The sequence below is a fragment of the Pseudomonas sp. VEM90 genome (assembly GCF_054611535.1).
The window spans coordinates 36,703-57,835 of record NZ_JBTRAR010000018.1; the positions used below are offsets into that span (position 1 = coordinate 36,703).

At 62.9% G+C, this 21,133-nt stretch carries 15 protein-coding genes; 10 read left to right on the forward strand and 5 right to left on the reverse strand.

Annotated features, from left to right (window positions below; all coding sequences use genetic code 11):
- Positions 1 to 256: 256 nt before the first annotated feature.
- The gene (locus ACYCCG_RS17630) at positions 257 to 1,249 is read right to left on the reverse strand and encodes an alpha/beta fold hydrolase (RefSeq protein WP_392514755.1); all 993 of its coding nucleotides are present in this window, start codon (positions 1,247 to 1,249) and stop codon (positions 257 to 259) included.
- A gap of 102 nt (positions 1,250 to 1,351) precedes the next feature.
- A complete protein-coding gene (ppsA, locus tag ACYCCG_RS17635; protein ID WP_020193548.1) occupies positions 1,352 to 3,727 on the reverse strand; it encodes a phosphoenolpyruvate synthase in 2,376 nt (791 codons plus the stop codon).
- 191 nt (positions 3,728 to 3,918) lie between these two features.
- On the opposite strand from ppsA, the gene ppsR reads away from it, so the two are divergent.
- Positions 3,919 to 4,737 carry a posphoenolpyruvate synthetase regulatory kinase/phosphorylase PpsR gene (gene ppsR / locus ACYCCG_RS17640; RefSeq protein ID WP_021785502.1) on the forward strand — a complete coding sequence of 273 codons (819 nt, stop codon included), beginning with the start codon at positions 3,919 to 3,921 and terminating at the stop codon, positions 4,735 to 4,737.
- A gap of 263 nt (positions 4,738 to 5,000) precedes the next feature.
- Here the strand turns inward: ppsR and ACYCCG_RS17645 are convergent, their stop codons facing one another.
- Positions 5,001 to 9,866 carry an NAD-glutamate dehydrogenase gene (locus ACYCCG_RS17645; RefSeq protein WP_339534359.1) on the reverse strand — a complete coding sequence of 1,622 codons (4,866 nt, stop codon included), beginning with the start codon at positions 9,864 to 9,866 and terminating at the stop codon, positions 5,001 to 5,003.
- Between the two features lie 275 nt (positions 9,867 to 10,141).
- On the opposite strand from ACYCCG_RS17645, the gene ACYCCG_RS17650 reads away from it, so the two are divergent.
- On the forward strand, positions 10,142 to 10,495 hold the full coding sequence (locus ACYCCG_RS17650; protein ID WP_014591821.1) for a hypothetical protein: 354 nt from the start codon (positions 10,142 to 10,144) through the stop codon (positions 10,493 to 10,495).
- Between the two features lie 66 nt (positions 10,496 to 10,561).
- Here the strand turns inward: ACYCCG_RS17650 and ACYCCG_RS17655 are convergent, their stop codons facing one another.
- Entirely contained in the window at positions 10,562 to 11,467 is a 906-nt protein-coding gene (locus tag ACYCCG_RS17655) for a LysR family transcriptional regulator (protein WP_021785504.1), read from the reverse strand.
- 123 nt (positions 11,468 to 11,590) lie between these two features.
- Between ACYCCG_RS17655 and lysA the strand changes: the two genes are divergently transcribed.
- Positions 11,591 to 12,829 (forward strand): diaminopimelate decarboxylase, encoded by a 1,239-nt coding sequence (gene lysA / locus ACYCCG_RS17660; protein WP_252459545.1) that lies wholly within the window; start codon positions 11,591 to 11,593, stop codon positions 12,827 to 12,829.
- Here the strand turns inward: lysA and ACYCCG_RS17665 are convergent.
- A complete protein-coding gene (locus ACYCCG_RS17665) occupies positions 12,819 to 13,742 on the reverse strand; it encodes a LysR family transcriptional regulator (protein WP_209964571.1) in 924 nt (307 codons plus the stop codon). The genes lysA and ACYCCG_RS17665 overlap by 11 nt on opposite strands.
- A 269-nt stretch (positions 13,743 to 14,011) precedes the next feature.
- Between ACYCCG_RS17665 and ACYCCG_RS17670 the strand changes: the two genes are divergently transcribed.
- The 7 genes from ACYCCG_RS17670 (at position 14,012) to ACYCCG_RS17700 (ending at position 21,053) form a co-directional block, all read left to right on the forward strand.
- On the forward strand, positions 14,012 to 14,455 hold the full coding sequence (locus ACYCCG_RS17670; RefSeq protein ID WP_209964568.1) for an acetyltransferase: 444 nt from the start codon (positions 14,012 to 14,014) through the stop codon (positions 14,453 to 14,455).
- A gap of 19 nt (positions 14,456 to 14,474) precedes the next feature.
- Positions 14,475 to 15,299 carry an AraC family transcriptional regulator gene (locus ACYCCG_RS17675; RefSeq protein ID WP_209964566.1) on the forward strand — a complete coding sequence of 275 codons (825 nt, stop codon included), beginning with the start codon at positions 14,475 to 14,477 and terminating at the stop codon, positions 15,297 to 15,299.
- 108 nt (positions 15,300 to 15,407) lie between these two features.
- Positions 15,408 to 15,794 (forward strand): cupin domain-containing protein, encoded by a 387-nt coding sequence (locus ACYCCG_RS17680; protein WP_209964565.1) that lies wholly within the window; start codon positions 15,408 to 15,410, stop codon positions 15,792 to 15,794.
- A gap of 169 nt (positions 15,795 to 15,963) precedes the next feature.
- Positions 15,964 to 16,674: an AraC family transcriptional regulator gene (locus tag ACYCCG_RS17685; protein ID WP_209964563.1), complete on the forward strand. Its 711-nt coding sequence runs from the start codon at positions 15,964 to 15,966 to the stop codon at positions 16,672 to 16,674.
- Between the two features lie 103 nt (positions 16,675 to 16,777).
- Positions 16,778 to 18,196 carry an efflux transporter outer membrane subunit gene (locus ACYCCG_RS17690; RefSeq protein ID WP_209964560.1) on the forward strand — a complete coding sequence of 473 codons (1,419 nt, stop codon included), beginning with the start codon at positions 16,778 to 16,780 and terminating at the stop codon, positions 18,194 to 18,196.
- 207 nt (positions 18,197 to 18,403) lie between these two features.
- Positions 18,404 to 19,549, forward strand: coding sequence for an HlyD family secretion protein (locus ACYCCG_RS17695; protein ID WP_209964558.1), 1,146 nt, complete (start codon positions 18,404 to 18,406; stop codon positions 19,547 to 19,549).
- On the forward strand, positions 19,539 to 21,053 hold the full coding sequence (locus tag ACYCCG_RS17700; protein WP_209964556.1) for a DHA2 family efflux MFS transporter permease subunit: 1,515 nt from the start codon (positions 19,539 to 19,541) through the stop codon (positions 21,051 to 21,053). Before ACYCCG_RS17695 ends, ACYCCG_RS17700 begins: the two co-directional genes overlap by 11 nt.
- Positions 21,054 to 21,133 lie beyond the last annotated feature (80 nt).

The following is a 21,133-nucleotide window of genomic DNA, read 5'->3' on the forward strand; positions in this document are numbered from 1 at the left end:
GCAGTCATTTGTATTCATCCTGTCTCGGCCCATTCACGCGAGACCCGCGCCTGCACAGGAACACGCCGTTATCCAGGTGTAGGAGCGGGTTTACCCGCGAATACGGTGGCGGCGTCAACGGTGAACGGCGGGGGGAAATTGGCCAGCAGGGCCGGCCCTTTCGCGGGTAAACCCGCTCCTACGACGGCCTGTGTCCACCACCAATCTGTGTAGGAGCGGGTTCACCCGCGAAGAGGCCATGACAGGTGCAGCAAAGTCAGCTGGCAGGCACAGGTTCCGCAACCACAGTGGACGCATGCACCGGCAGCAGCGGATTGCGCAGCCAGCGCTCCACCAGCGGCCACACCTGCACCTGCGCGGCCTTGCTCACCAGCATGTCGACATGCCCAAAGGCCTCGAAGCCCTCCTCACGCCCCAGCCGGAGGAACTGCTTGCGCTCGCCGCCCAACTGCTCGAACAGCTTGCGACAGGCCCACACCGGGTCCTGGAAGTCCCCAGCGCCGGCCACCGCCAGCAGCGGCACATCCACCTCTGCCAGCCCCGCCCACCAATCGTGCTTTTTGTCGCCAAAGCGCCCGAACAGGCCGTGCCAGCGCATGCTCTCCAGGGCCAGGCCTATCGGCTCGTCTTCAGGCCCACGCTTGAAGCGTGGCCCGGATATCTGCCCCCAACGCTTGAGCACCAGCTTCGCACCCCAAGCCAGCGGTGGCACTTTCAACGGCCAATAGACACGGCTGATCTGGGTGCCGAACAACGCCACGCTGGCCACTTGCTCGGCAGCCAGAAAACCACCGCCCAGCGCAGCTACCAGGGTGGTGCCACCCAAGGAATGGCCAACCCAGTGCGGCGCCTGGCCCGACTGCTCGCGCACGAATGCGTTGATCAACGGCAGGTCATCACGGGCGTAGGCGGCAACGCTGTTGTGCTTCCAGTCCTGGTTACGCGGCGACAGGCCATGGCCGCGCATTTCCGGGATCCAGACATCGAAACCGGCGCGCGCAAGATAGGCACCCAGGCCAACCCCTTTGGGCGAATACCAGAAGCGCCGATTGGAAAAACTGCCGTGCAGGAGAATGACCGGCACGCCTTGGGCCTGACCCTGGTCGGCCAGCCCCAGACGGGTGATGGCGAGCTCGACGCTGGGGTCCGGGCCATTACCGGCCTTGATCCGATACACGTCTTCGCTGAGATCGCCGCGGCGCTCGGCACTGAGCAGGGCCACGGGGAATAGAGTGCTGCTGCTTTGCATAAGGTTGCTTGGTGCACAAAAAAGGGCGGGATCCATTGCTGGAGCTCGCCCTGGAAAAAACCAGGCAAGAGGACGCCAGACGTCCCCCTGCGTTTTACAGCCTCAGGCCGCGCCTTGGCCTTCGGCCAGGAAGAACCAGGTCTCGAGTACCGAGTCCGGGTTCAGCGATACACTTTCGATGCCCTGTTCCATCAGCCACTTGGCAAGGTCCGGATGGTCCGATGGGCCTTGGCCGCAGATGCCGATGTACTTGCCGGCCTTGTTGCACGCGGCAATGGCGTTAGCCAGCAGCTTCTTCACCGCAGGATTTCGCTCGTCGAACAGGTGGGCAATGATGCCCGAGTCACGGTCCAGCCCCAGGGTCAGCTGGGTCAGGTCGTTGGAGCCGATCGAGAAGCCGTCGAAGTATTCCAGGAACTCTTCGGCGAGGATGGCGTTGGACGGCAGTTCGCACATCATGATCACGCGCAGGCCGTTGTCGCCGCGGGCCAGGCCGTTTTCTGCGAGCAGGTCGACAACCTGGCTGGCTTCGCCCAAGGTGCGCACGAACGGCACCATGATCTCGACGTTGGTCAGGCCCATCTCGTTGCGCACACGCTTCAGTGCACGGCACTCGAGCTCGAAGCAGTCACGGAACGATTCGCTGATGTAACGCGAAGCACCGCGGAAGCCCAGCATCGGGTTTTCTTCTTCCGGCTCGTACAGCTTGCCGCCGATCAGGTTGGCGTACTCGTTGGACTTGAAGTCCGACAGGCGCACGATGACCTTTTTCGGGTAGAAGGCCGCCGCCAGGGTGCTGATGCCTTCTACCAGCTTCTCGACGTAGAAGCCGACCGGGTCGTTGTAGCCGGCGATGCGCTTGTCGACGCTTTCTTTCAGGTCGGCAGGCAGGCCCGCATAGTTCAGCAGCGCCTTGGGGTGCACGCCGATCATGCGGTTGATGATGAACTCCAGGCGTGCCAGACCGACACCGGCGTTGGGCAACTGGGCGAAGTCGAAGGCGCGGTCCGGGTTGCCGACGTTCATCATGATCTTGAACGGCAGTTCCGGCATGGCATCGACCGAGTTCTGCTTGATGTCGAAGCCCAGCTCGCCTTCGAAGATGAAGCCGGTATCGCCTTCGGCACAGGAAACAGTCACGCCCTGGCCGTCTTTCAGTACCTGGGTAGCATTGCCGCAACCGACTACCGCCGGAATACCCAGCTCACGGGCGATGATCGCCGCGTGGCAGGTACGGCCACCGCGGTTGGTGACGATGGCACTGGCGCGCTTCATCACCGGTTCCCAGTCCGGGTCGGTCATGTCGGAGACCAGTACGTCGCCCGGCTGGACCTTGTCCATTTCCGATACGTCGTTGATGACACGAACCTTGCCAGCGCCGATACGTTGGCCAATGGCACGGCCTTCGACCAGCACGGTGCCTTTCTCTTTGAGCAGGTAGCGCTCCATGACGTTGGCGCTGGAACGGCTCTTCACCGTTTCAGGGCGGGCCTGGACGATGTACAGCTTGCCGTCGTCACCGTCCTTGGCCCACTCGATGTCCATCGGGCGCTGGTAGTGCTGTTCGATGATCATGGCCTGCTTGGCCAGCTCGCTGACCTCGGCATCGGTCAGGCAGAAGCGTGCGCGCTCGGCGCGGTCGACTTCGACGGTCTTGACCGAACGGCCGGCCTTGGCTTCGTCGCCATAGACCATCTTGATCGCCTTGCTGCCCAGGTTGCGGCGCAAGATGGCCGGACGGCCGGCCTGCAGGGTGTTCTTGTGCACGTAGAATTCGTCAGGGTTGACTGCACCCTGTACGACGGTTTCGCCCAGGCCATAGGCACCAGTGATGAATACCACATCGCGGAAGCCCGACTCGGTGTCGAGGGTGAACATGACGCCGGCGGTGCCGGTTTCGGAGCGGACCATGCGCTGCACACCGGCAGACAGGGCAACCAGCTTGTGATCGAAGCCCTGGTGCACGCGGTAGGCGATGGCGCGGTCGTTGAACAGCGAAGCGAACACTTCCTTGGCCGCGCGGATCACGTTATCGACGCCGCGGATGTTGAGGAAGGTTTCCTGCTGGCCGGCGAACGAGGCGTCCGGCAGGTCTTCGGCGGTAGCCGAGGAACGCACGGCAACGGCCATGTTGTCATTGCCGGCGGCCATTTCGGCGAAGGCCGTACGGATTTCCGAATCCAGACGCGGCGGGAATTCGGCTTCCATGACCCACTGGCGAATCTGCGCGCCGGTCTTGGTCAGGGCGTTGATGTCATCTACGTCCAGTGCGTCGAGCGCAGCGTGAATCCTGTCGTTCAGACCACTCTGTTCGAGAAAATCGCGGTACGCCTGCGCCGTAGTGGCAAAGCCGCCCGGCACCGATACACCAGCACCGGCAAGGTTGCTGATCATCTCGCCCAGGGATGCGTTCTTGCCCCCCACATGCTCCACATCATGGACGCCGAGCTTATCGAGGGAAACTACGTACTCTACCAAGGTGATCTCTCCACTAACTGTGTTGGAAAAGCTCAAAAGGCGCCCGCCTGTCTTCTTTGACTTGGCCGGGCGTTTGTGGCCTGTACCTGGAAAATAGGCTCTGCAAATGTGGCAGAATGTCGACAGCCGCATTCGGCAAACCGAACTTATCATATCCAAGAATCGTCATCAGCTTAAGGCCCAGATCGCAAATGAAACGAACCGCGTTCTTCATCTCCGACGGCACGGGTATCACTGCCGAAACCCTGGGCCAGAGTTTGCTCGCGCAATTCGAGAGCATTCCCTTCAACAAATTCACCCGTCCCTACATCGATTCACCGGACAAAGCGCGGGCCATGGTCCAGCAAATCAACGCTGCGGCCGAGCGGGATGGGGTCCGTCCGATCATCTTCGACACCATCGTCAACCAGGACATCCGCGAGATCCTGGCGACCTCGAATGGCTTCATGATCGACATCTTTTCTTCGTTTTTATCCCCACTTGAGCAGGAATTGATTGCCCATTCGTCGTATTCCGTGGGCAAATCCCACTCGATCGGCGGCAATTCCAACTACATGGAACGCATCGAGGCGGTGAATTTCGCCCTGGATAACGACGACGGTGCACGCACCCACTACTACGACAAAGCCGACCTGATTCTGGTTGGCGTGTCGCGTTGCGGCAAGACCCCAACCTGCCTTTACATGGCCATGCAGTTCGGCATCCGTGCCGCCAACTACCCGCTGACCGAGGACGACATGGAGCGCCTGCAACTGCCGGCGGTGCTGAAAAAGCACCACAACAAGCTGTTCGGCCTGACCATCGACCCCGACCGCCTCACCGCCATCCGCCACGAGCGCAAGCCCAACAGCCGCTATTCCAGCTTTGCCCAGTGCGAGTTCGAAGTACGTGAAGTGGAAAGCCTGTTCCGCAGGGAGAACATTCCCAACATCAATTCCACGCATTTTTCGGTGGAAGAAATTTCCGCCAAGATCCTGGTCGAAAAAGGCGTGGAAAGGCGGTTCAAGTAAACCTGTCCGGGCCCGCTCCCCTGTAGGAGCGGGTTCACCCGCGAAAGGGCCGGCCCTGCTGGCCAATCTCCCCGGCCGCCCACCGTTGCCGCCGCTACCGTATTCGCGGGTAAACCCGCTCCTACACCCGATCCGTAGGGACCCATGTCGGGGGTTGGGCGAAGGCCGTCGTAGGAGCGGGTTCACCCGCGAAAGGGCCAGCCCAGGCATACAAAAAAGCCCCGGCATCACTGCCGGGGCTTTGTTTTACCTCACCACAAGGCTCAGGACGGCACCACCGCCGCCTGCCCGCTCATGGCCAGGTCGACCAGCTCGCGGTTGGCCACCGCGTACATCGCATAGTCAATACCCGTGGCATTGCGCAGGTCGTCGAGCATGGCGCGCCAGCGTTCCACCATTCCCCGGTGCTGCTCTGCCCACAACGCCACACGAGCATCCATGTCTTCCGGTGCATCAACCATCTGCAGGACCGAAATGGTGATCGCCCGCTGCTGCAAGTCGATATCGTCGCGGAATGCCTCGCGGGCCAGCGCCTGCCAGTTGTTTTCCACCGGCAGGTTGCTGATTTCCTGCAGGTACCAGGTCAGGTCCAGCGCGCTGCCCACGGCGAAGAATGCCTTGGCCACCTGCGCCGGCTCATGGCCGGTAACGTCGGCCGCTTCAATGATCGGCAGCAGGGTGTACAGGTGGCTGGTACCTGCCACCATACGCGCCAGCAACTCCGGCACACCGGCCTCGACAAAGCCCTGGTAGCGCACCATCCAACGTTCGCGGGTGGGGCCTTCGAGCAGCTCATCAAGTTTCAGACCCAACTGCGCGATCTTCGGCCCGAAGTGCGCGGTATCGCGCCCAGCGTCCTGTTCGTTACGGCGGCTACGCAGGAACCAGCGGGTGGCACGGCGGCCCAGGCGCATCAGCTCGTCCATCAGGGTGAGCTGTATTTCTGCTGGTACCTGATAGTCCAGTGCCTCGATCTGGCGGAACCAGTGCGGCAGGTGGAAGATGTCGCGCACGATCACATAAGCGCCGGCCACGTTGGCCGGGCTCATGCCGGTCGACTCCTTCAGGCGCTGAACGAAGGTGATACCCATGTTGTTGACCAGGTCGTTGGCGATCTGGGTGCTGACAATTTCGCGCTTCAGGCGGTGGCGGCGCATGGCCTCGGCGAACTTGCTGACCAGGGACGGCGGGAAAGCGGTGTCCATGTCACGGGTCAGGTAATCGTCGTCCGGCACCAGCGACTTGAGCAGTTGCTCCTTGAGGTCGATCTTGCTGTACGAGATCAGCACCGACAGCTCGGCGCGGGTCAACCCATGGCCGGCAGCCAGGCGTTCGGCCAACTGCTCCTCGGACGGCAGGAATTCGATGGCGCGGTCAAGTTTGCCCCGCGCCTCGAGGTCGGCCATCAGGCGCTTGTACTCGGCAATCCGCTCGCGGGCGCGGCGGGCGGCCAACGACAGCGCCTGGGTCTGCTTGTAGTTGTTACCCAGCACCAGGCCGGCCACTTCGTCGGTCATGCTGCCCAGCAGCTGGTTGCGCTGCTTCTCGGTCATGTCGCCACCCTGCACCACTTCGTTGAGCAGGATCTTGATGTTGACCTCGTGGTCGGAGCAGTCCACGCCGCCGGCGTTGTCGATGAAGTCGGTGTTGGTGGCGCCGCCGTTCAGGCCGAACTCGACCCGGCCGAGCTGGGTCATGCCCAGGTTGCCACCCTCGCCCACCACCTTGCAGCGCAGTTCGTTACCGTTGACCCGCAGCGCATCGTTGGCCTTGTCGCCGACATCGGCGTGGCTTTCAGTGCTGGCCTTCACGTAGGTACCGATGCCGCCGTTCCACAGCAAGTCCACCGGGGCCTTGAGCAGCGCGTTCAGCAGCTCGGTCGGGGTCAGGCGGTCGGCTTCGATGGCGAAGCGCTCCTTCATCTGCGCACTGATGGCGATGCTCTTGGCACTGCGCGGGAAGATCCCGCCGCCTTCGGACATGATGCTGGTGTCGTAGTCGCTCCAGGCCGAACGCGGCAGATCGAACAAACGCTTGCGCTCGGCAAAGCTGGCGGCTGGCTCGGGGTTGGGGTCGATGAAGATATGCAGGTGGTTGAACGCTGCCACCAGCTGCAGTTTGTCGGACATCAGCAGGCCATTGCCGAACACGTCGCCCGCCATGTCGCCCACCCCGATGACGGTGATCGGGTCTTCCTGCACGTTGATGCCACGCTCGCGGAAGTGACGCTGTACGCCCACCCAGGCGCCGCGTGCGGTAATGCCCATTTTCTTGTGGTCGTAACCGGCCGAGCCGCCCGAGGCAAAGGCGTCGCCGAGCCAGAAGCCGTAGTCGATGGCAATGCCGTTGGCGATGTCGGAGAACGTCGCGGTGCCTTTGTCGGCCGCCACCACCAGGTACGGGTCGTCATCGTCATGACGCACCACGTTGGCCGGCGGCACCACGCCACCGTCCTTGAGGTTGTCGGTGATGTCGAGCAGGCCGGAAATGAAGATGCGATAGCACGCCACGCCTTCGGCGGCAATCTCGTCACGGCTACCGCCAATCGGCAGACGCCGTGGCAGGAAGCCGCCCTTGGCGCCGACCGGCACGATGACCGAGTTTTTCACTTGCTGGGCTTTGACCAGGCCCAGCACTTCGGTGCGGAAGTCTTCTTCCCGGTCGGACCAGCGCAAGCCGCCACGGGCGACGTTGCCAAAGCGCAGGTGCACGCCCTCGACGCGTGGCGAATAGACGAATATCTCGAACTTTGGCACCGGTTTGGGCAGTTCGGGGATCAGCTTGGGGTTGAACTTGAAGCTGAAGTACGACTTGTTCTGGCCGTTTGCGTCGGGCTGATAGAAGTTGGTACGCAGGGTGGCCTTGATCAGGTCCAGGTAGCGCCGCAGGATGCGGTCTTCGTTGAGCACCTGAACGTCGTCCAGCGCAGCCAGAATGGCCTGTTCCAGGCGCTGCTGCTTGTCGTCAAGGTCGTCCTGGGTGAGCTTGCGTGCCAAGTAGAAGCGGGTCTTGAACAACCGGGTCAGCTCGCGCGCGATATCGGTGTGGTTGTTCAGGGTACTGGCGATGTAACCCAGGTCGAAGCCCAGGCGAATCTGCTTCAGGTAACGGGCGTAAGCGCGCAGCAGGGCCACGTCGCGCCATGGCAGGCCGGCAGTCAGTACCAGGCGGTTGAAGGCGTCGTTCTCGGCGTCACCACGGACGATGTGGATGAAAGCGTCCTGCAGGGTGTCGTTGAGTTGCTGGATCTCCAGGCTCAGGCCTTCGCTGTAGGTGAAGGCGAAGTCGTGAATCCAGTATTCCCGGCCATTGGCATGGCGCAGGCGATACGGGAACTCGCCGAGCACGCGCAGGCCAAGGTTTTCCAGAATCGGCAGCACATCGGACAGCGCCAGCGGGGTGTCGGCGTGGTACAGCTTGCAGTGCAGCGTGCGCTCGCCAACCTGGGTCAATGGTTGGTAGAAGCTCATTGCCAGCGGCTTGCTTTCCGACAGGCTCAGCACATGCTGCAGGTCGACCACCGCCGAGTGTGCAGCGAAGCGCTCGCGGTACCCGGCCGGGAAGCCTTTGGGGAACTCGGCAAGGATGTTGGTGCCCTGGGCTTCGCCGAAGTTCTCTACCACCAGTGCCGAGTAATCGTCATGCCACGAGCGGCAGGCCTGGATGACTTCGCGTTCCAGCTGCTGCGGGTCGATGTCGATGCGGTTCTTGGGGTCGACCCGCAGAATCAGTTGCACACGGGCCAGAACCGATTCGGAGAAGAAGGTCCAGAACTCGCAGTCGCTGGCCTTCAGACGCTCCATCAGCACCTGCTGGATCTTCTGCCGCACTTCGGTGGAGTAGATTTCCCGCGGGACGTAGGCCAGGCAGTAGCAGAAGCGGCCGTACGGATCTTTGCGCAGGAACACGCGGATCTTGTTGCGCTCCTGGATCTGCACGATCGCCATGACTGTGCTGAACAGCTCGTCGATCGGCGTCTGGAACAGGTCGTCGCGCGGCAGCACTTCCAGCACCTGGGCCAGTTCCTTGCCCAGGTGGGCCTTGGGATCGAAGCCCGAACGGCGCTCGACTTCGGCCACCTTCACGCGGATGTACGGAATGGCATGCACGCTTTCGCCATACACCGACGAGGTGTACAGCCCCATGAAGCGGTGCTCCTTGATCACCTTGCCATCGGCGTCCAGCTGACGGATCGACACGTAGTCCGGGTAGGCCGGGCGGTGCACGCGGCTGGGCAGCGCGGCCTTGGCGAACGACAGCAACAGCGGCTCGTTGAGGTAGGCCACGGCATAGTCTTCGATGCGCAGCTCTTCTGCCTTCAAACCCACGCGCAGGCGACGCGGCAAGCCGAGGAACGACTGCCCGTCGTAGACCATCTGGCCGCCATCGGCGTCGCCCTTGACGGTGAACTCTTCATAGCCCAGGAAGGTGAAGTGGTTATCCAGCAGCCACTCGAGGAAGGCCTTGACTTCGCCCTTCTCGTTTTGGGCAGGGCCAAAGGCAGTCTGCTCCACCTGCGCCACCACTTCACGCAGCTTGGCCTTCATCGGTTCGAAGTCGGCCACCACCACCCGTACCTCGGCCAGCACCTGCTCGATTTCGCGGGTCAGCACTGTCAGCTCGGCGGCGTTGGCGCAGCGGTCGATCTCCAGGTACATCAGTGACTCGTAGCACACGCCCTCGCCCTGGGTACCCTTGGGCAGCAGTTCCAACAGCTCGCCCTTGGCACCACGGCGCACGCTGAGTACGGTGGTTTGCAGGGTGTGGATGCTGTAGCCACGGCGATTGAGCTCAGTGCGCACCGAATCGACCAGGAACGGCAGGTCATGGTGCAGCACTTCGACCACGGTATGGGTCGACTGCCAGCCATTGCGTTCGTAATCAGGGTTGTACACCCGTACTTGCGGATATTCGGGGTCGAAACGCTCGATGATGCGCCAGGCTGACAGGGTGCAGCCGGCGAGGTCGGAAAGCCTGCGTTGGGTGAGTTCGTCCAGAGAGATGATGCCGAAGAACTGCTCGGCGAACAGCGCCACTTGTGGCAGGGACTGCTCGCTGATGTGCTGCGCCAGGGCCGCTTGCAGTTGATGCTGAAAGTCGGCTTTGCTGGCTGCGGTGAAGAACGCCATCTGTGGTACTCCGCTTGGGCTTTGTAATAATTGAAGCGTCGCTGCGTGCGCCGTGTTCGGATCAACGATAGCCAACCCGTGGCATGGCGGACGGTAAAAAACCAGACGTTGAACGTGCGCAGGCACGCTCAGGGCTCGCCGAAGCTTAACGACTGATCGGTCATCTACGCTTGCAGCGCTGCGACAATTTCGGTCAAGGGGCGGTAACTTTACGTTTATGCCTGTACGCAAGACTGTCAGAATTCCCTTCCGTTTCCTTTGACCCGAGCCTGCTCATGCAAATCAACACCGCCCTGCTGTTCGCCACCCCTTGCGATGACGAGGAAGACAACATGGCGACCCTGTGCTGCCACAGCGACAAGGGTCAGATGTTCCTGCTTACCCGTTACCCGGACGAGGACACCGTCGACCTGACCCTGGATGACGAGCCGTCGACGCTGGATGGCCTTAAAGTGACCCTGAGCGCCAAGCGCCTGCTGATCGAAGTGGCGGCCGGCGACCGGGACGCGCTGAAGGGGGATGAAGTGCTGGAGATCAACCTGACCAGCGAGTTGAGTGACATGGATGAAGTGAAGGAAACCCTTGAAAACATCCTGGCCGGTACTGGAACCTTGGTCTGCGAGCTGTAGGAGCGGGTTTACCCGCGAAGCAGGCACAGCGGTGGGTGGCATGGAATCTGAGTGCCCCGGAAAGCCCTAGCCCAATGCTGCCTGCATTTCTTGCGCCTGCACCCGCAACGCCTCGCAAAACGGCTCCACCGCTGCCGATGCCGGCCGATGGTCCGGGCGTATCAGCATCACCTGATAGGGCACCGATACCCGTAACCGGCGGATCGGCAACCCGCCTTGCGCCGCCTCCAGCCCGCTCAGCGGGTTGATGATCGCCACCCCAAGGCCTTGCCTGACCATGGCGCACACCGACGCGGCACTGGTGGTCTCGATGACCGTGCGGCGGTTGACCCCGGCCGCACGAAAGTGCTGATCAAGACGCTGCCGGTAGGTATCCAGGCTGGCCAGGTTGATGAAATCGACCTCATGGAAATCACTCAGCTCCAGTTCAGCCTTCACCTGCAGCGGGTGATGCTCGGGCAACACGCACACCATGTTGGCACTGAACAGCAATTCACCATAGGCGCCACGTGGTATCTGTTCGACTTCAGTCAGGCCAAGGTCATGCTGCTGGGCAACCAGTGACTCCTCCAGCAAAGGCGACTCCTGCGCCAGAATGCTCACGCTCACGCCACTGTGCTGCTGGTGAAAGCGCTGGCAAGCCTTGGGCAACAAGGTTTGCGAGAACAGCGGCAGGCAGGTGATGGCCAGCCGGCCCTGCTCGAAGTTGCGGATGGCCTGGGCAAAGCGATCGATCCGCTCCAGCCCGACGTAGGCGCGCTCGACCTCCTCGATCAGCAGCAACGCCTGGGCTGTGGCCACCAGACGCCCTCCCTCGCGTTCGAACAGGTTCAAGCCAGTCACCTGCTCCAACCGCGCCAACTCGCGGCTGACGGTGGGCTGCGAGGTGAACAACAGGCGCGCCGCCCCTGTGACGCTACCGGCCGCCATAATGGCGCGGAACACTTCGATGTGGCGAACGGAGAGTTTCACGGCAATACCCAGAGAGTCGACAATGGGTATATCAGATATGAATAGCATGCAGAAGAATAGCTATTTTTCTGAATTCACCCTTTGGCGCATCCTCGTGGCCTTCCTCATACGAGTAACGCCACCATGACCGCACCTTTCACCCTCCTGGCCGAGGCTGTTCGCCAGCACGGCTCGCCGCTATGGGCATACGACACCCGCACCATCGCCGATCGCGTCGAGCAGTTGAACGTATTCGACACCGTACGTTTCGCCCAGAAAGCCAACCCGAACGTGCATGTGCTGCGCCTGATGCGCGCCCATGGCCTGGTGCTGGATGCAGTGTCGCTGGGTGAGATGGAGCGGGCCTTCGCCGCCGGCGCGAGCGTTGACGGTGACCCTGCCGGCGTGGTGCTGACCTGTGACGCACTGGACCGCCCCACCCTGGAGCGGGTGGTGGCCTCGAAGATCGAAGTCAACGCCGGCTCCATCGACATGCTGCGCCAACTGGGTGAACGCTCGCCCGGCCACCGCGTGTGGATCCGCATCAACCCAGGCTTCGGCCATGGCCACAGCCGCAAGACCAATACCGGCGGCGAAAACAGCAAGCATGGCATCTGGCACGAAGAACTGGACGAGGCGCTGGCGTGCATCAAGACCCATGGCCTGCACCTGGTGGGCGTGCACATGCACATTGGCTCCGGGGTGGATTACCAGCACCTGGAACAGGTGGCCCGCTCGATGATCGAGCTGATCGGCCGCCTGGGCGTGGACATCGAGGCGTTCTCCATTGGCGGTGGGCTTTCTACCCCTTACCGCAGCACCGACAAACCGGTCGACCTGCAGCGCTATGCGCAGACCTGGGCGGTAGCGCGCAAGGAAATCGAAGCGATGCTTGGCCACCCCGTGCGCATGGAAATCGAGCCAGGGCGCTTCCTGGTGGCCGAGTCGGGCTACCTCGTGGCCGAAGTGCGCGCCGTCAAGCAAGTGGGCCGCAATACCTTCGTCATGATCGACGCCGGCTTCAACGACCTGATGCGCCCGGCGATGTACGGCGCCTACCACGGCATGACCCTGCTCGATGCCAACGGCCAGCCGGTGGACCGCCCACGGCAACCGACGGTGGTGGCCGGGCCGTTGTGTGAATCGGGTGACGTGTTCACTCAGAATGACCAGGAACTGACCCCGCAGGACCTGCCTCAGGCACAGGTAGGCGACCTGCTGGTGATCCACGATGCCGGCGCCTATGGCGCGTCGATGTCGTCGAACTACAACAGCCGGCCGCTGCTGCCGGAGTTTCTGATCGAGGGCGGGGTGTTGCGGATGATCCGCCGGCGGCAGACGGTGCAGGATCTGCTGAGCCTGGAGACCGACATCATCCCATGACCGCTTCCCGTAGTCCGCCCATGTAGTGCTCCAGGCGACTACGCAGCCAACGCTCGGCCGGGTCGCTGTCGGTGGTGCTCAACCAGACCATGGCCAGCTCCAGTGCAGCGGTCTCGAACGGCAGCGTCTCGGCCTGCAGGTTGCCCCAACGCTCCATGCCTTGTGCGGCATAGTCCGGGCAGCAGGCCAGCAGGTCGGTACCGGCCAGAATCGCCGGCAGCGAACTGAACTGCGGCACCGACAACACCACCTTGCGTTCACGGCCGATGTCTTTCAACCAGTCGTCGACCACACCCTGGGTGTTGGCGGTCGGCGAGACCTGAACATGCGGGCGTTGACAAAACTCATCCAGCGAAAGCGGCGTGGTGGATTTGTCGGCCCGCACTACCCTGGCTTGCAGGGTGCGTAGCACCTTGCGTTTGGCATTGGCGGGCAGGCCCTTGGTCTGGCTGATACCCACCGTCACGTCGCCCGCCGCCAGCAGGTCCGGAATGCGCCAGTAGTCCACATGCTGCACGACCACCACCACGTTTGGCGCCTCCACCCGCAGCGCCCGCAACAGCGGCGGCAGCAGGCCCGACTCGACATCATCGGACAAGCCGATGCGGAAGGTCATCTTGCTGGTCAGCGGGTCGAAATCATGGGTCATGCTGAGGGCGACGGACATCGCATCCAAGGCTGGCGTGAGGTACTTGATCACCTCTTCGGCCCTGGCCGAGGGCTCCATGCGGTTGCCCACTCGAACCAGCAACGGGTCGTTGAACATCGCACGCAACCTGGCCAGCGCGGCGCTGACCGTGGGCTGGGCGACGAACAGCTTCTCCGCGGCACGGGTGAGGTTGCGTTCCTGCATCAGCGCTTCGAACACCACCATCAGGTTGATATCGGCTTTGCGCAGTTCGTTGCGGTTCATGGGCGCTCCCGGGCCGTGCTTGTTGTTCGGGTTCAATACCAGCATCGACATGCATCCTAGCCGAGTCGAAACCTGCACTGCACCCTACCCAATCGCCATTGCCCTCTACTGAGCGACCGGGGTAATCTTCCGCTTTCTTCCCTTCCGGCCTCCCCTGCCGTGCACCGCCCAGGCGTTGACTCGCGAAGCGGTCATTCATGATGCCGACACTTGCATGGCCGCCGCTCACTGGCGCGCCCATCCGCCATCAATGCACTCAGGATGACAACATGATCATTCGCCAAGGCATCGCTGCAGATTACCCGCAGCTGCTCGACATCTGGCTGCGCGCTGTTCGCGCGACGCACCACTTTCTGCAACCCTCCGACATCGACGCACTATTGCCACAGCTGCGCGACGTGTACTTCCCGGCCGTCGAGCTGTGGGTTGCGGTAGACACCGATGACCAGCCACTGGGCTTTATCGGCTTCAATGAAAACCATGTGGAAATGCTCTTCGTCGATCCAGCGCGTCACGGCCAGGGCATTGGCCGTGCATTGCTGGATTTCGGCCGCCAGTCACGCAGTGCGATGAGTGTCGATGTCAACGAGCAGAACCCGCAGGCAACAGGGTTCTACCTGCGCTATGGCTTCGTCCAGACCGGCCGTTCACCGCTGGATGGCGAAGGTCGCCCGTTCCCTTTGCTGCATATGAGCTTGCCCTCTCGGACGTGAGCAGGAGGCACGCACTGCAATGGCCCGCAAAGCGAAGCCCGTACCGCCATCCGACTGGGTCATCCGTAGCGCCCAACCGGGCGGTATCGAGCGTATCGAAGCCTGGTTCGGTAGCCACGGCTACGACCCGCATCGCCACGATACCTATTCGATCGGCCGCACGCTGGCCGGCGTGCAAAGCTTCCACTACAAAGGTTCGCTGCGCCACGGCATACCGGGCAACACGCTGGTGTTGCACCCGGACGAACTGCATGACGGCATGGCGGGCACCGACGCAGGCTTTCGCTACCGCATGGCCTACGTCGACCCGGCACTGATCCAGAACGTGCTGGGTGGCCAGCCTTTGCCCTTCATCGCGGGTGGGCTGTCCAGCGACCCGCGCCTGTACCACGCCAGCGAAGCGTTCGTGCAGACAGTGGACCACGCGCTGGAGCCATTGGAAGAACAGGACGCCCTGTATGACCTGGCGATCGCCTTGCGGGCTGTCGGCGGCAAGCCGCGCGGGCGCAAGCGCCTGGATTACCAGGCAGCCGAACGCGCCCGGGCCTTCATCATGGAACACCTGCATGTGGGCATAACACTGGACATGCTGGAACAGGCCAGCGGCCGCGAACGCTGGAGCCTGTCGCGGGACTTTCGCACGCTGTACGGCACCAGCCCCTATCGCTTTGTCACCCTGCGCCGCCTCGACTGCTTTCGCCGGATGATCCTGGATGGCTTCACCTTGGTCGAGGCTGCCCTTGCTGCAGGCTTTCATGACCAGAGCCACATGACCCGGCACTTCACCCGCTGCTACGGCGTACCGCCTTTACGCTGGCTGGAGCGTTTGCGAGCGTCACGCTGAGAGACCACAGTCGCCCGCGTGCCCCGTGGGAACAGGCTTGCAGGATCGTACAAGAACCGGACTCACCCGGAGCGATAGGCTGACCACTCCACTTTCCGAGGAACTGTCATGCCTGAAGCCCGTCACCCACATCCCTCCCTGCCAGTGAACCTGGTCCACAAGGCAGCGCTTATCGAACAGCAATGGAGCCCCAGGGTCGTTGCTGAAATGAACGATTACCAGTTCAAGGTCGTGCGCATCGAAGGCGAATTCATCTGGCACGCGCACCCGGAGACCGACGAAGCATTCCTGGTGCTGGAAGGCACTCTGCGTATCGACCTGCCGGATGGCTGCGTGCATGTGAACCCCGGGGAACTCTATGTTGTACCACGCGGCGTCGAGCACCGGACCGCCGCGCAAGGCGAAGCGAAACTGATGATGATCGAACCGCGGGGCATTCTGAATACCGGTCATGAAGGGGGGGATCGCACAGCAGAGAGCGATGTCTGGATTTAACAACATTCACCACTTTAAAGCTGTAGTAGCTGACCTCACAGCAATAATTAACCATAAATAATCGCCTTACAGCCATTTGTAACCATGGCAATTCGCTCGCAGCCCACACTTCGCAACCCGGCACAGGTTCGCCTCGATATAATTGGATCCAATAACGAGGGTGGCCTGCATGCAAGCACTGGAAAGGGACTACGGACACGGCGATGAAGTGGCCAGCCACTGCCACGCCGAAGACCAGCTGATCTACGCCGCCAGTGGCGTGATGCGGGTCAGCAGCGAGGGCGGCAGTTGGGTGATCCCCGGCGGGCATGCCTTGTGGATGCCTGCCGGGGTCAGCCATGCCATCCGCATGGAGGGCGTGGTCAGCATGCGGACCTTGCTGCTCGATGCCCACATCGAACGCTGCCAGGTCATCGTCGTGTCCGGCCTGCTGCGCGAACTGATCCTGACTGCGTCACGAATGCTGAACCTGCGCGACGGCGCGCATGCTCGGGCGCTGATCCTGCATGAACTCGCCGCCGCCCGGCGCATCGATGCCTTCGTCCCGACGCCGCAGCACGCACGGTTGCGTGCCTGGTGCGAGCGCTTCCTGCAGGACCCGGCCCAGGACCTGACCCTGGAGCAATGCGGCGCGCAACTGAACATGAGTGCCCGCAGCGTGGCCCGGCTTTTCCAGCGCGAGGTGGGCATGTCGTATGGCCAATGGCGCGCCCGTGCCCGGGTGATGCTCAGCCAGCGGAGCCTGGCCGATGGGCAGCCGATCCTGAACGTTGCGCTGGAGCACGGCTACCAGAGCGCCAGCGCCTTTGCTGCCATGTTCAAGCGCATCCTCGGCTATGCGCCGAGTGAGTGGCAAAACGGTACCGTGCGCGAGTACTGAGCCTCAGGTTGTCCCGCTTGCGCGCAGGGTTGTCCCGCTTGCGACAGCGACGCCCATGCAAGCCTCGTTAACCTCGCATCACGACCTTTGAGCGACAATCGTGATGCCCTTACTGCACTCATTTCCCGGCCCTGCCCGGCTTGCCACAGCCCTCGGCATGCTCGCTGCACTCGCCGCGTGCGGCCACCAACCGACACCTGCCGAACCACCTGTAGCGCTGCAGGCAGCCCCGCTGACGAATATGCCGGCCGGCGTCAGCAAACAGCCCCTGCCCGAACGCTGGTGGGCACTGTATCAAGACCCCCAACTCAACCGCTGGGTACAGCAAGCCCTGGCGCACAACCAAGGCCTGGCACAGGCCGAGGCCAACGTGCAGGCCATGCTGGCCGCTATCGGCGAGTTCGACGCCAGGCGCTGGCCGTCCACCTCCATGGGCGTTGCCGCTACTTATGGCAAGCGCGCCGATGACCAGACGCTGGCCGAGGCGACCGACAGCAACGCACCGTCACAATGGCAATTCAACCCGGGCATCGAACTGGCCTATCAGGTGGATATCTGGGGCCAGGTACGCGCCGCCATTCAACGTGCCCGGGTGCAAGCCGAAGCCAGTGCTGCGGCGCTAGACCTGGTACGCCTGCAGGTGGTCGCCCAGGCCACCCGCGCCTACATCGACCAGTGCACCTACGCGGCGCGTCTGGAGGCAGCAAAGCAGGCCTTGCAAACCCTCGACCACAGCGTGCAACTCCGCCAGCGCCAGCGCCAGGCCGGTGTGGCCACTGCCCTCGACAGCGAGCGCCTGTTGGGCTTGCGGGAGCAGGTGCGTGCGCAACTGCCGATGCTCTCAGCCCGGCGGCAAATGGCGCTGTACGAACTGAGCATGCTCAGTGGCCAGGCCTCGGTGGCCGAGGCCACGACCTGCGTAGCCATCCCCACGCTGTCGGTGCCGCTGCCGGCTGGCGATGGCTGGCATTTGCTCGAACGCCGGCCAGATGTGCGCCAGGCCGAACGGGAACTGCAGGCGGCCACCCTGGAGACCGACATCGTGCGGGCCGACCTTTACCCAAAGGTCAGCTTCGGCGCTTCGTTGACGTCTTCGGACCATCACCTTGCCAACCTCGGCGACAGCCGCGCGGTGATGTTCAGCATTGGCCCGCTGGTCCGCTGGGAGTTTCCCAACCTGAAGGCCAATCGCGCACGGGTGAGCAAAGCCGAGGCATTGCAGCGGGCGCAGCTCGCCCGTTACCACGGCGTGGCGCTGAGCGCGCTGAAAGACGTGCGCCAGGCACTGGCCCGCTACGACGGCGAGCGACAACGGTTGCAGGCGCTGGACGCAGCCCTGGCGCACAGCCAGCACAGCTTTGCCCTGGCCCAGCGTAACTACCGTGCCGGCACCGTGGACGGGCTGGCCCTGCTCGACAGCGAGCGCGAAATGATCAGCTTGCGGGCCAGCCACACAGAAGCCCGAGGGCGCCTGGCGCAAGCGCAGGTAAACCTGTTCCGCGCGCTGGGCGGGCGGTGGTAGCGAGAAGCAAGACCAACAGCGAGCACCGCCCACTGTAGGAGCGGGTTTACCCGCGAAGAATACACCGTGGTGGATGGCACGGGCTTCGCCCGTGTTCGCGGGCAAGCCCGCTCTCACACGGATCGCGCCAGCTTTTTAGAAATTGAGCAAGGCAGTTGCTCCCACAACGGACAGCCAGCAGCCCCAATTCGAGAATGGAAACCAACCATGAATGTCGCCGTAGACAAACCCTCACCCTCCGAAACTGAACAGCGGCCGAGCGCTAAAACCCATCGCCGCCTGGCATACACCGCCAGCGGCAGCCTGGCCGCAATCACCCTGCTGGCCTTCACCAGTTACTGGTTCAGCACCGGCCGCTACCTGGAAACCACCGACGATGCCTACGTCCGCTCCGACTGGGTGGCCCTGAGCCCACGCGTGGCGGGCTACGTAGCCGAGGTCGAGGTGGCTGACGACCAGCCGGTGAAAGCCGGTGATGTGCTGGTGCGCCTGCAAAACCGCGACTACCGCGCCCGCCTCGACCAGGCCCAGGCTGGCGTGACCGCCGCACAGGCGGCACTGGCCGCCGCCCAAGCCAGCCAACAGGTAGCGACCGCACGCATCGACCAGCAACAGCAAGCCATCCTGCAGGCTGAGGCCGTCGTGCGCAGCGCCACCGCCGAACAACGCCGCAGTGAACTGGATGTCCAACGCTACCGTGGCCTGGTGCGTGACGACGCAGCGACCATGCAGCGTCTGGAAACCGCCAGTGCCCATGCCACCCAGGCACAAGCCGCGCTGCAAGGTGCCCGGGCCGCGCTGCGCCAACAGCGCTCACAACTGGCCATGGCCAAGGCCCGGTCAGTCCAGGCCGAGGCCGAGTTGCAACAACGCGCAGCGGCGCTGGCAGGTGCCCAGGCCCACCAACGGCTCGCCGAGCAGGACGAGCAGGACACCGTGATTCGTGCGCCGATCACCGGCGTGGTCGGCCAACGCCGGGTGCGCACCGGCCAGTACGTGGTGCCGGGCCAACCACTGCTGGCCGTGGTGCCGCTGCAGCAGGCCTATGTGGTGGCCAACTACAAGGAAACCCAACTGGCCCGCATGCGCCCCGGGCAACCGGTAGAAATACGTGTAGACAGCTTCGCCAGCCAGCCACTGCAGGGCCATGTGGCCAGTTTTTCGCCAGCCTCGGGCAATGTCTTCGCATTGCTGCCGTCGGACAACGCCACAGGCAACTTCACCAAGATCGTCCAGCGTTTCCCTGTGCGCATTTTGCTCGACAAACCGCTGGATGGCCCGCAGGTACTGCCCGGCATGTCGGTGGTGAGTACAGTCGACACACGCCCTGCAGAGGTTGCCGATGCGCACTGAGCAAACGGTCTCGCTGCGTGCCTGGGTGGCGGTGCTTGGCGGCCTGTTCGGCTGCTTCATGGCGGGTATGAACGTGCATGTCACCAGCGCCGCACTGCCGGAAATCCGCGGCTCGCTGGGTGCAAGCTTCGAGGAAGGCTCATGGATCTCCACCGCCTACCTGGTGGCAGAAATCGTGATGATTCCGCTGACTGCATGGTTGGTGGACGTGTTCTCGCTGCGTCGGGTCATGTGGACCGGCTCGCTCATCTTTCTGATCGCCTCGGTGGCCTGTTCCTGGGCGCCCAACCTGGAGGCGATGATTGTACTTCGGGTGATCCAGGGTGCTGCGGGCGCGGTGCTGATTCCCCTGTCCTTCCAGCTGATCATCACCGAACTGCCGGCCAGCAAGATGGCCATGGGTATGGCACTGTTCAGCCTGGCCAACAGCGTGGCGCAGGCCGCCGGGCCGTCGATTGGCGGCTGGCTGACCGATGCCCATTCATGGCGCTGGATCTTCTATCTGCAACTTTTCCCCGGCATTGCCCTGCTGCTTGCCATCGCCTGGTCGATCGAGGCCAAACCGATGAAGCTCGAACTGCTACGAAAAGGTGATTGGCTGGGTATCGCGGCCATGGTGATCGGCCTGGGCGGCTTGCAGATCGTGCTGGAAGAAGGCGGTCGGCTGGACTGGTTCGGCTCTCCGCTCATTGTCGGCATGAGCGTGGTCGCCGCCATTGCGTTGATGGTGTTCGTGGTGACCCAGCTGTTCGGCCAGCGCGCGTTCATCAACCTGCGCTTGCTCGGGCACTACAACTTCGGGGTTGCCAGCGTGGCGATGTTCATCTTTGGCGCTGCCACGTTCGGCCTGGTATTCCTGGTGCCCAACTACCTGTCGCAGTTGCAGGGGTTCAGCGCACACGACGTGGGCGTGGCGCTGATCGCCTATGGCGTGGTGCAGTTGCTGCTGGCGCCGTTGATGCCCAGGCTGATGGGCTGGACCAGTGCCAAGTTCATGGTCGCCAGCGGCTTTTTGATCATGGCGCTGGGCTGCTGGCTGGGGGCTAGCCTGAGCGCCGACAGTGCCGACAACGTCATCATCCCGTCCACGGTGGTACGCGGTATTGGCCAGCCTTTCATCATGGTCGCGTTATCAGTGCTGGCGGTGGCCGGGCTGGACAAGCGTGAAGCCGGCTCAGCCTCAGCGGTGTTCTCGATGTTGCGCAACCTGGGTGGCGCTATCGGTACGGCCGGGTTGACGCAACTGGTGGCGACCCGTGAACGCTTTCACAGTGAGCGCATTCACGAGCAGGTGACGCTGTTCGAGCCAAGCGTGCAGGCGCGCATCAACCAGACGGTGCAAAGCTGGCTGCCGCATCAGCAGCAAATGCTGGAAGCGTTGGCGGCGACCATCCGGCGAGAGGCTTACCTGATGGCCTACAGTGATGCGTTCTACCTGGCGTGCCTGGCATTGGTCGGGTGTGCACTGGCAGCGTTGCTGCTGCGGGCCAGGCAGCCGCATTGACGGCGGTATCGACCTCTGCGGGCGGCTGGAGCGCTCGGCATTGTGCCGCTGTTACACTGTCAACCGATGAGTTTTACGAG

Coding starts and splice junctions, on each gene's coding strand:
- ACYCCG_RS17630 (WP_392514755.1), bottom strand. CDS start 1,249: ATGCAAAGCAGCAGCACTCTATTCCCCGTGGCCCTGCTCAGTGCCGAG.
- ppsR (WP_021785502.1), top strand. CDS start 3,919: ATGAAACGAACCGCGTTCTTCATCTCCGACGGCACGGGTATCACTGCC.
- ACYCCG_RS17645 (WP_339534359.1), bottom strand. CDS start 9,866: ATGGCGTTCTTCACCGCAGCCAGCAAAGCCGACTTTCAGCATCAACTG.
- ACYCCG_RS17650 (WP_014591821.1), top strand. CDS start 10,142: ATGCAAATCAACACCGCCCTGCTGTTCGCCACCCCTTGCGATGACGAG.
- lysA (WP_252459545.1), top strand. CDS start 11,591: ATGACCGCACCTTTCACCCTCCTGGCCGAGGCTGTTCGCCAGCACGGC.
- ACYCCG_RS17665 (WP_209964571.1), bottom strand. CDS start 13,742: ATGAACCGCAACGAACTGCGCAAAGCCGATATCAACCTGATGGTGGTG.
- ACYCCG_RS17670 (WP_209964568.1), top strand. CDS start 14,012: ATGATCATTCGCCAAGGCATCGCTGCAGATTACCCGCAGCTGCTCGAC.
- ACYCCG_RS17675 (WP_209964566.1), top strand. CDS start 14,475: ATGGCCCGCAAAGCGAAGCCCGTACCGCCATCCGACTGGGTCATCCGT.
- ACYCCG_RS17680 (WP_209964565.1), top strand. CDS start 15,408: ATGCCTGAAGCCCGTCACCCACATCCCTCCCTGCCAGTGAACCTGGTC.
- ACYCCG_RS17685 (WP_209964563.1), top strand. CDS start 15,964: ATGCAAGCACTGGAAAGGGACTACGGACACGGCGATGAAGTGGCCAGC.
- ACYCCG_RS17690 (WP_209964560.1), top strand. CDS start 16,778: ATGCCCTTACTGCACTCATTTCCCGGCCCTGCCCGGCTTGCCACAGCC.
- ACYCCG_RS17695 (WP_209964558.1), top strand. CDS start 18,404: ATGAATGTCGCCGTAGACAAACCCTCACCCTCCGAAACTGAACAGCGG.
- ACYCCG_RS17700 (WP_209964556.1), top strand. CDS start 19,539: ATGCGCACTGAGCAAACGGTCTCGCTGCGTGCCTGGGTGGCGGTGCTT.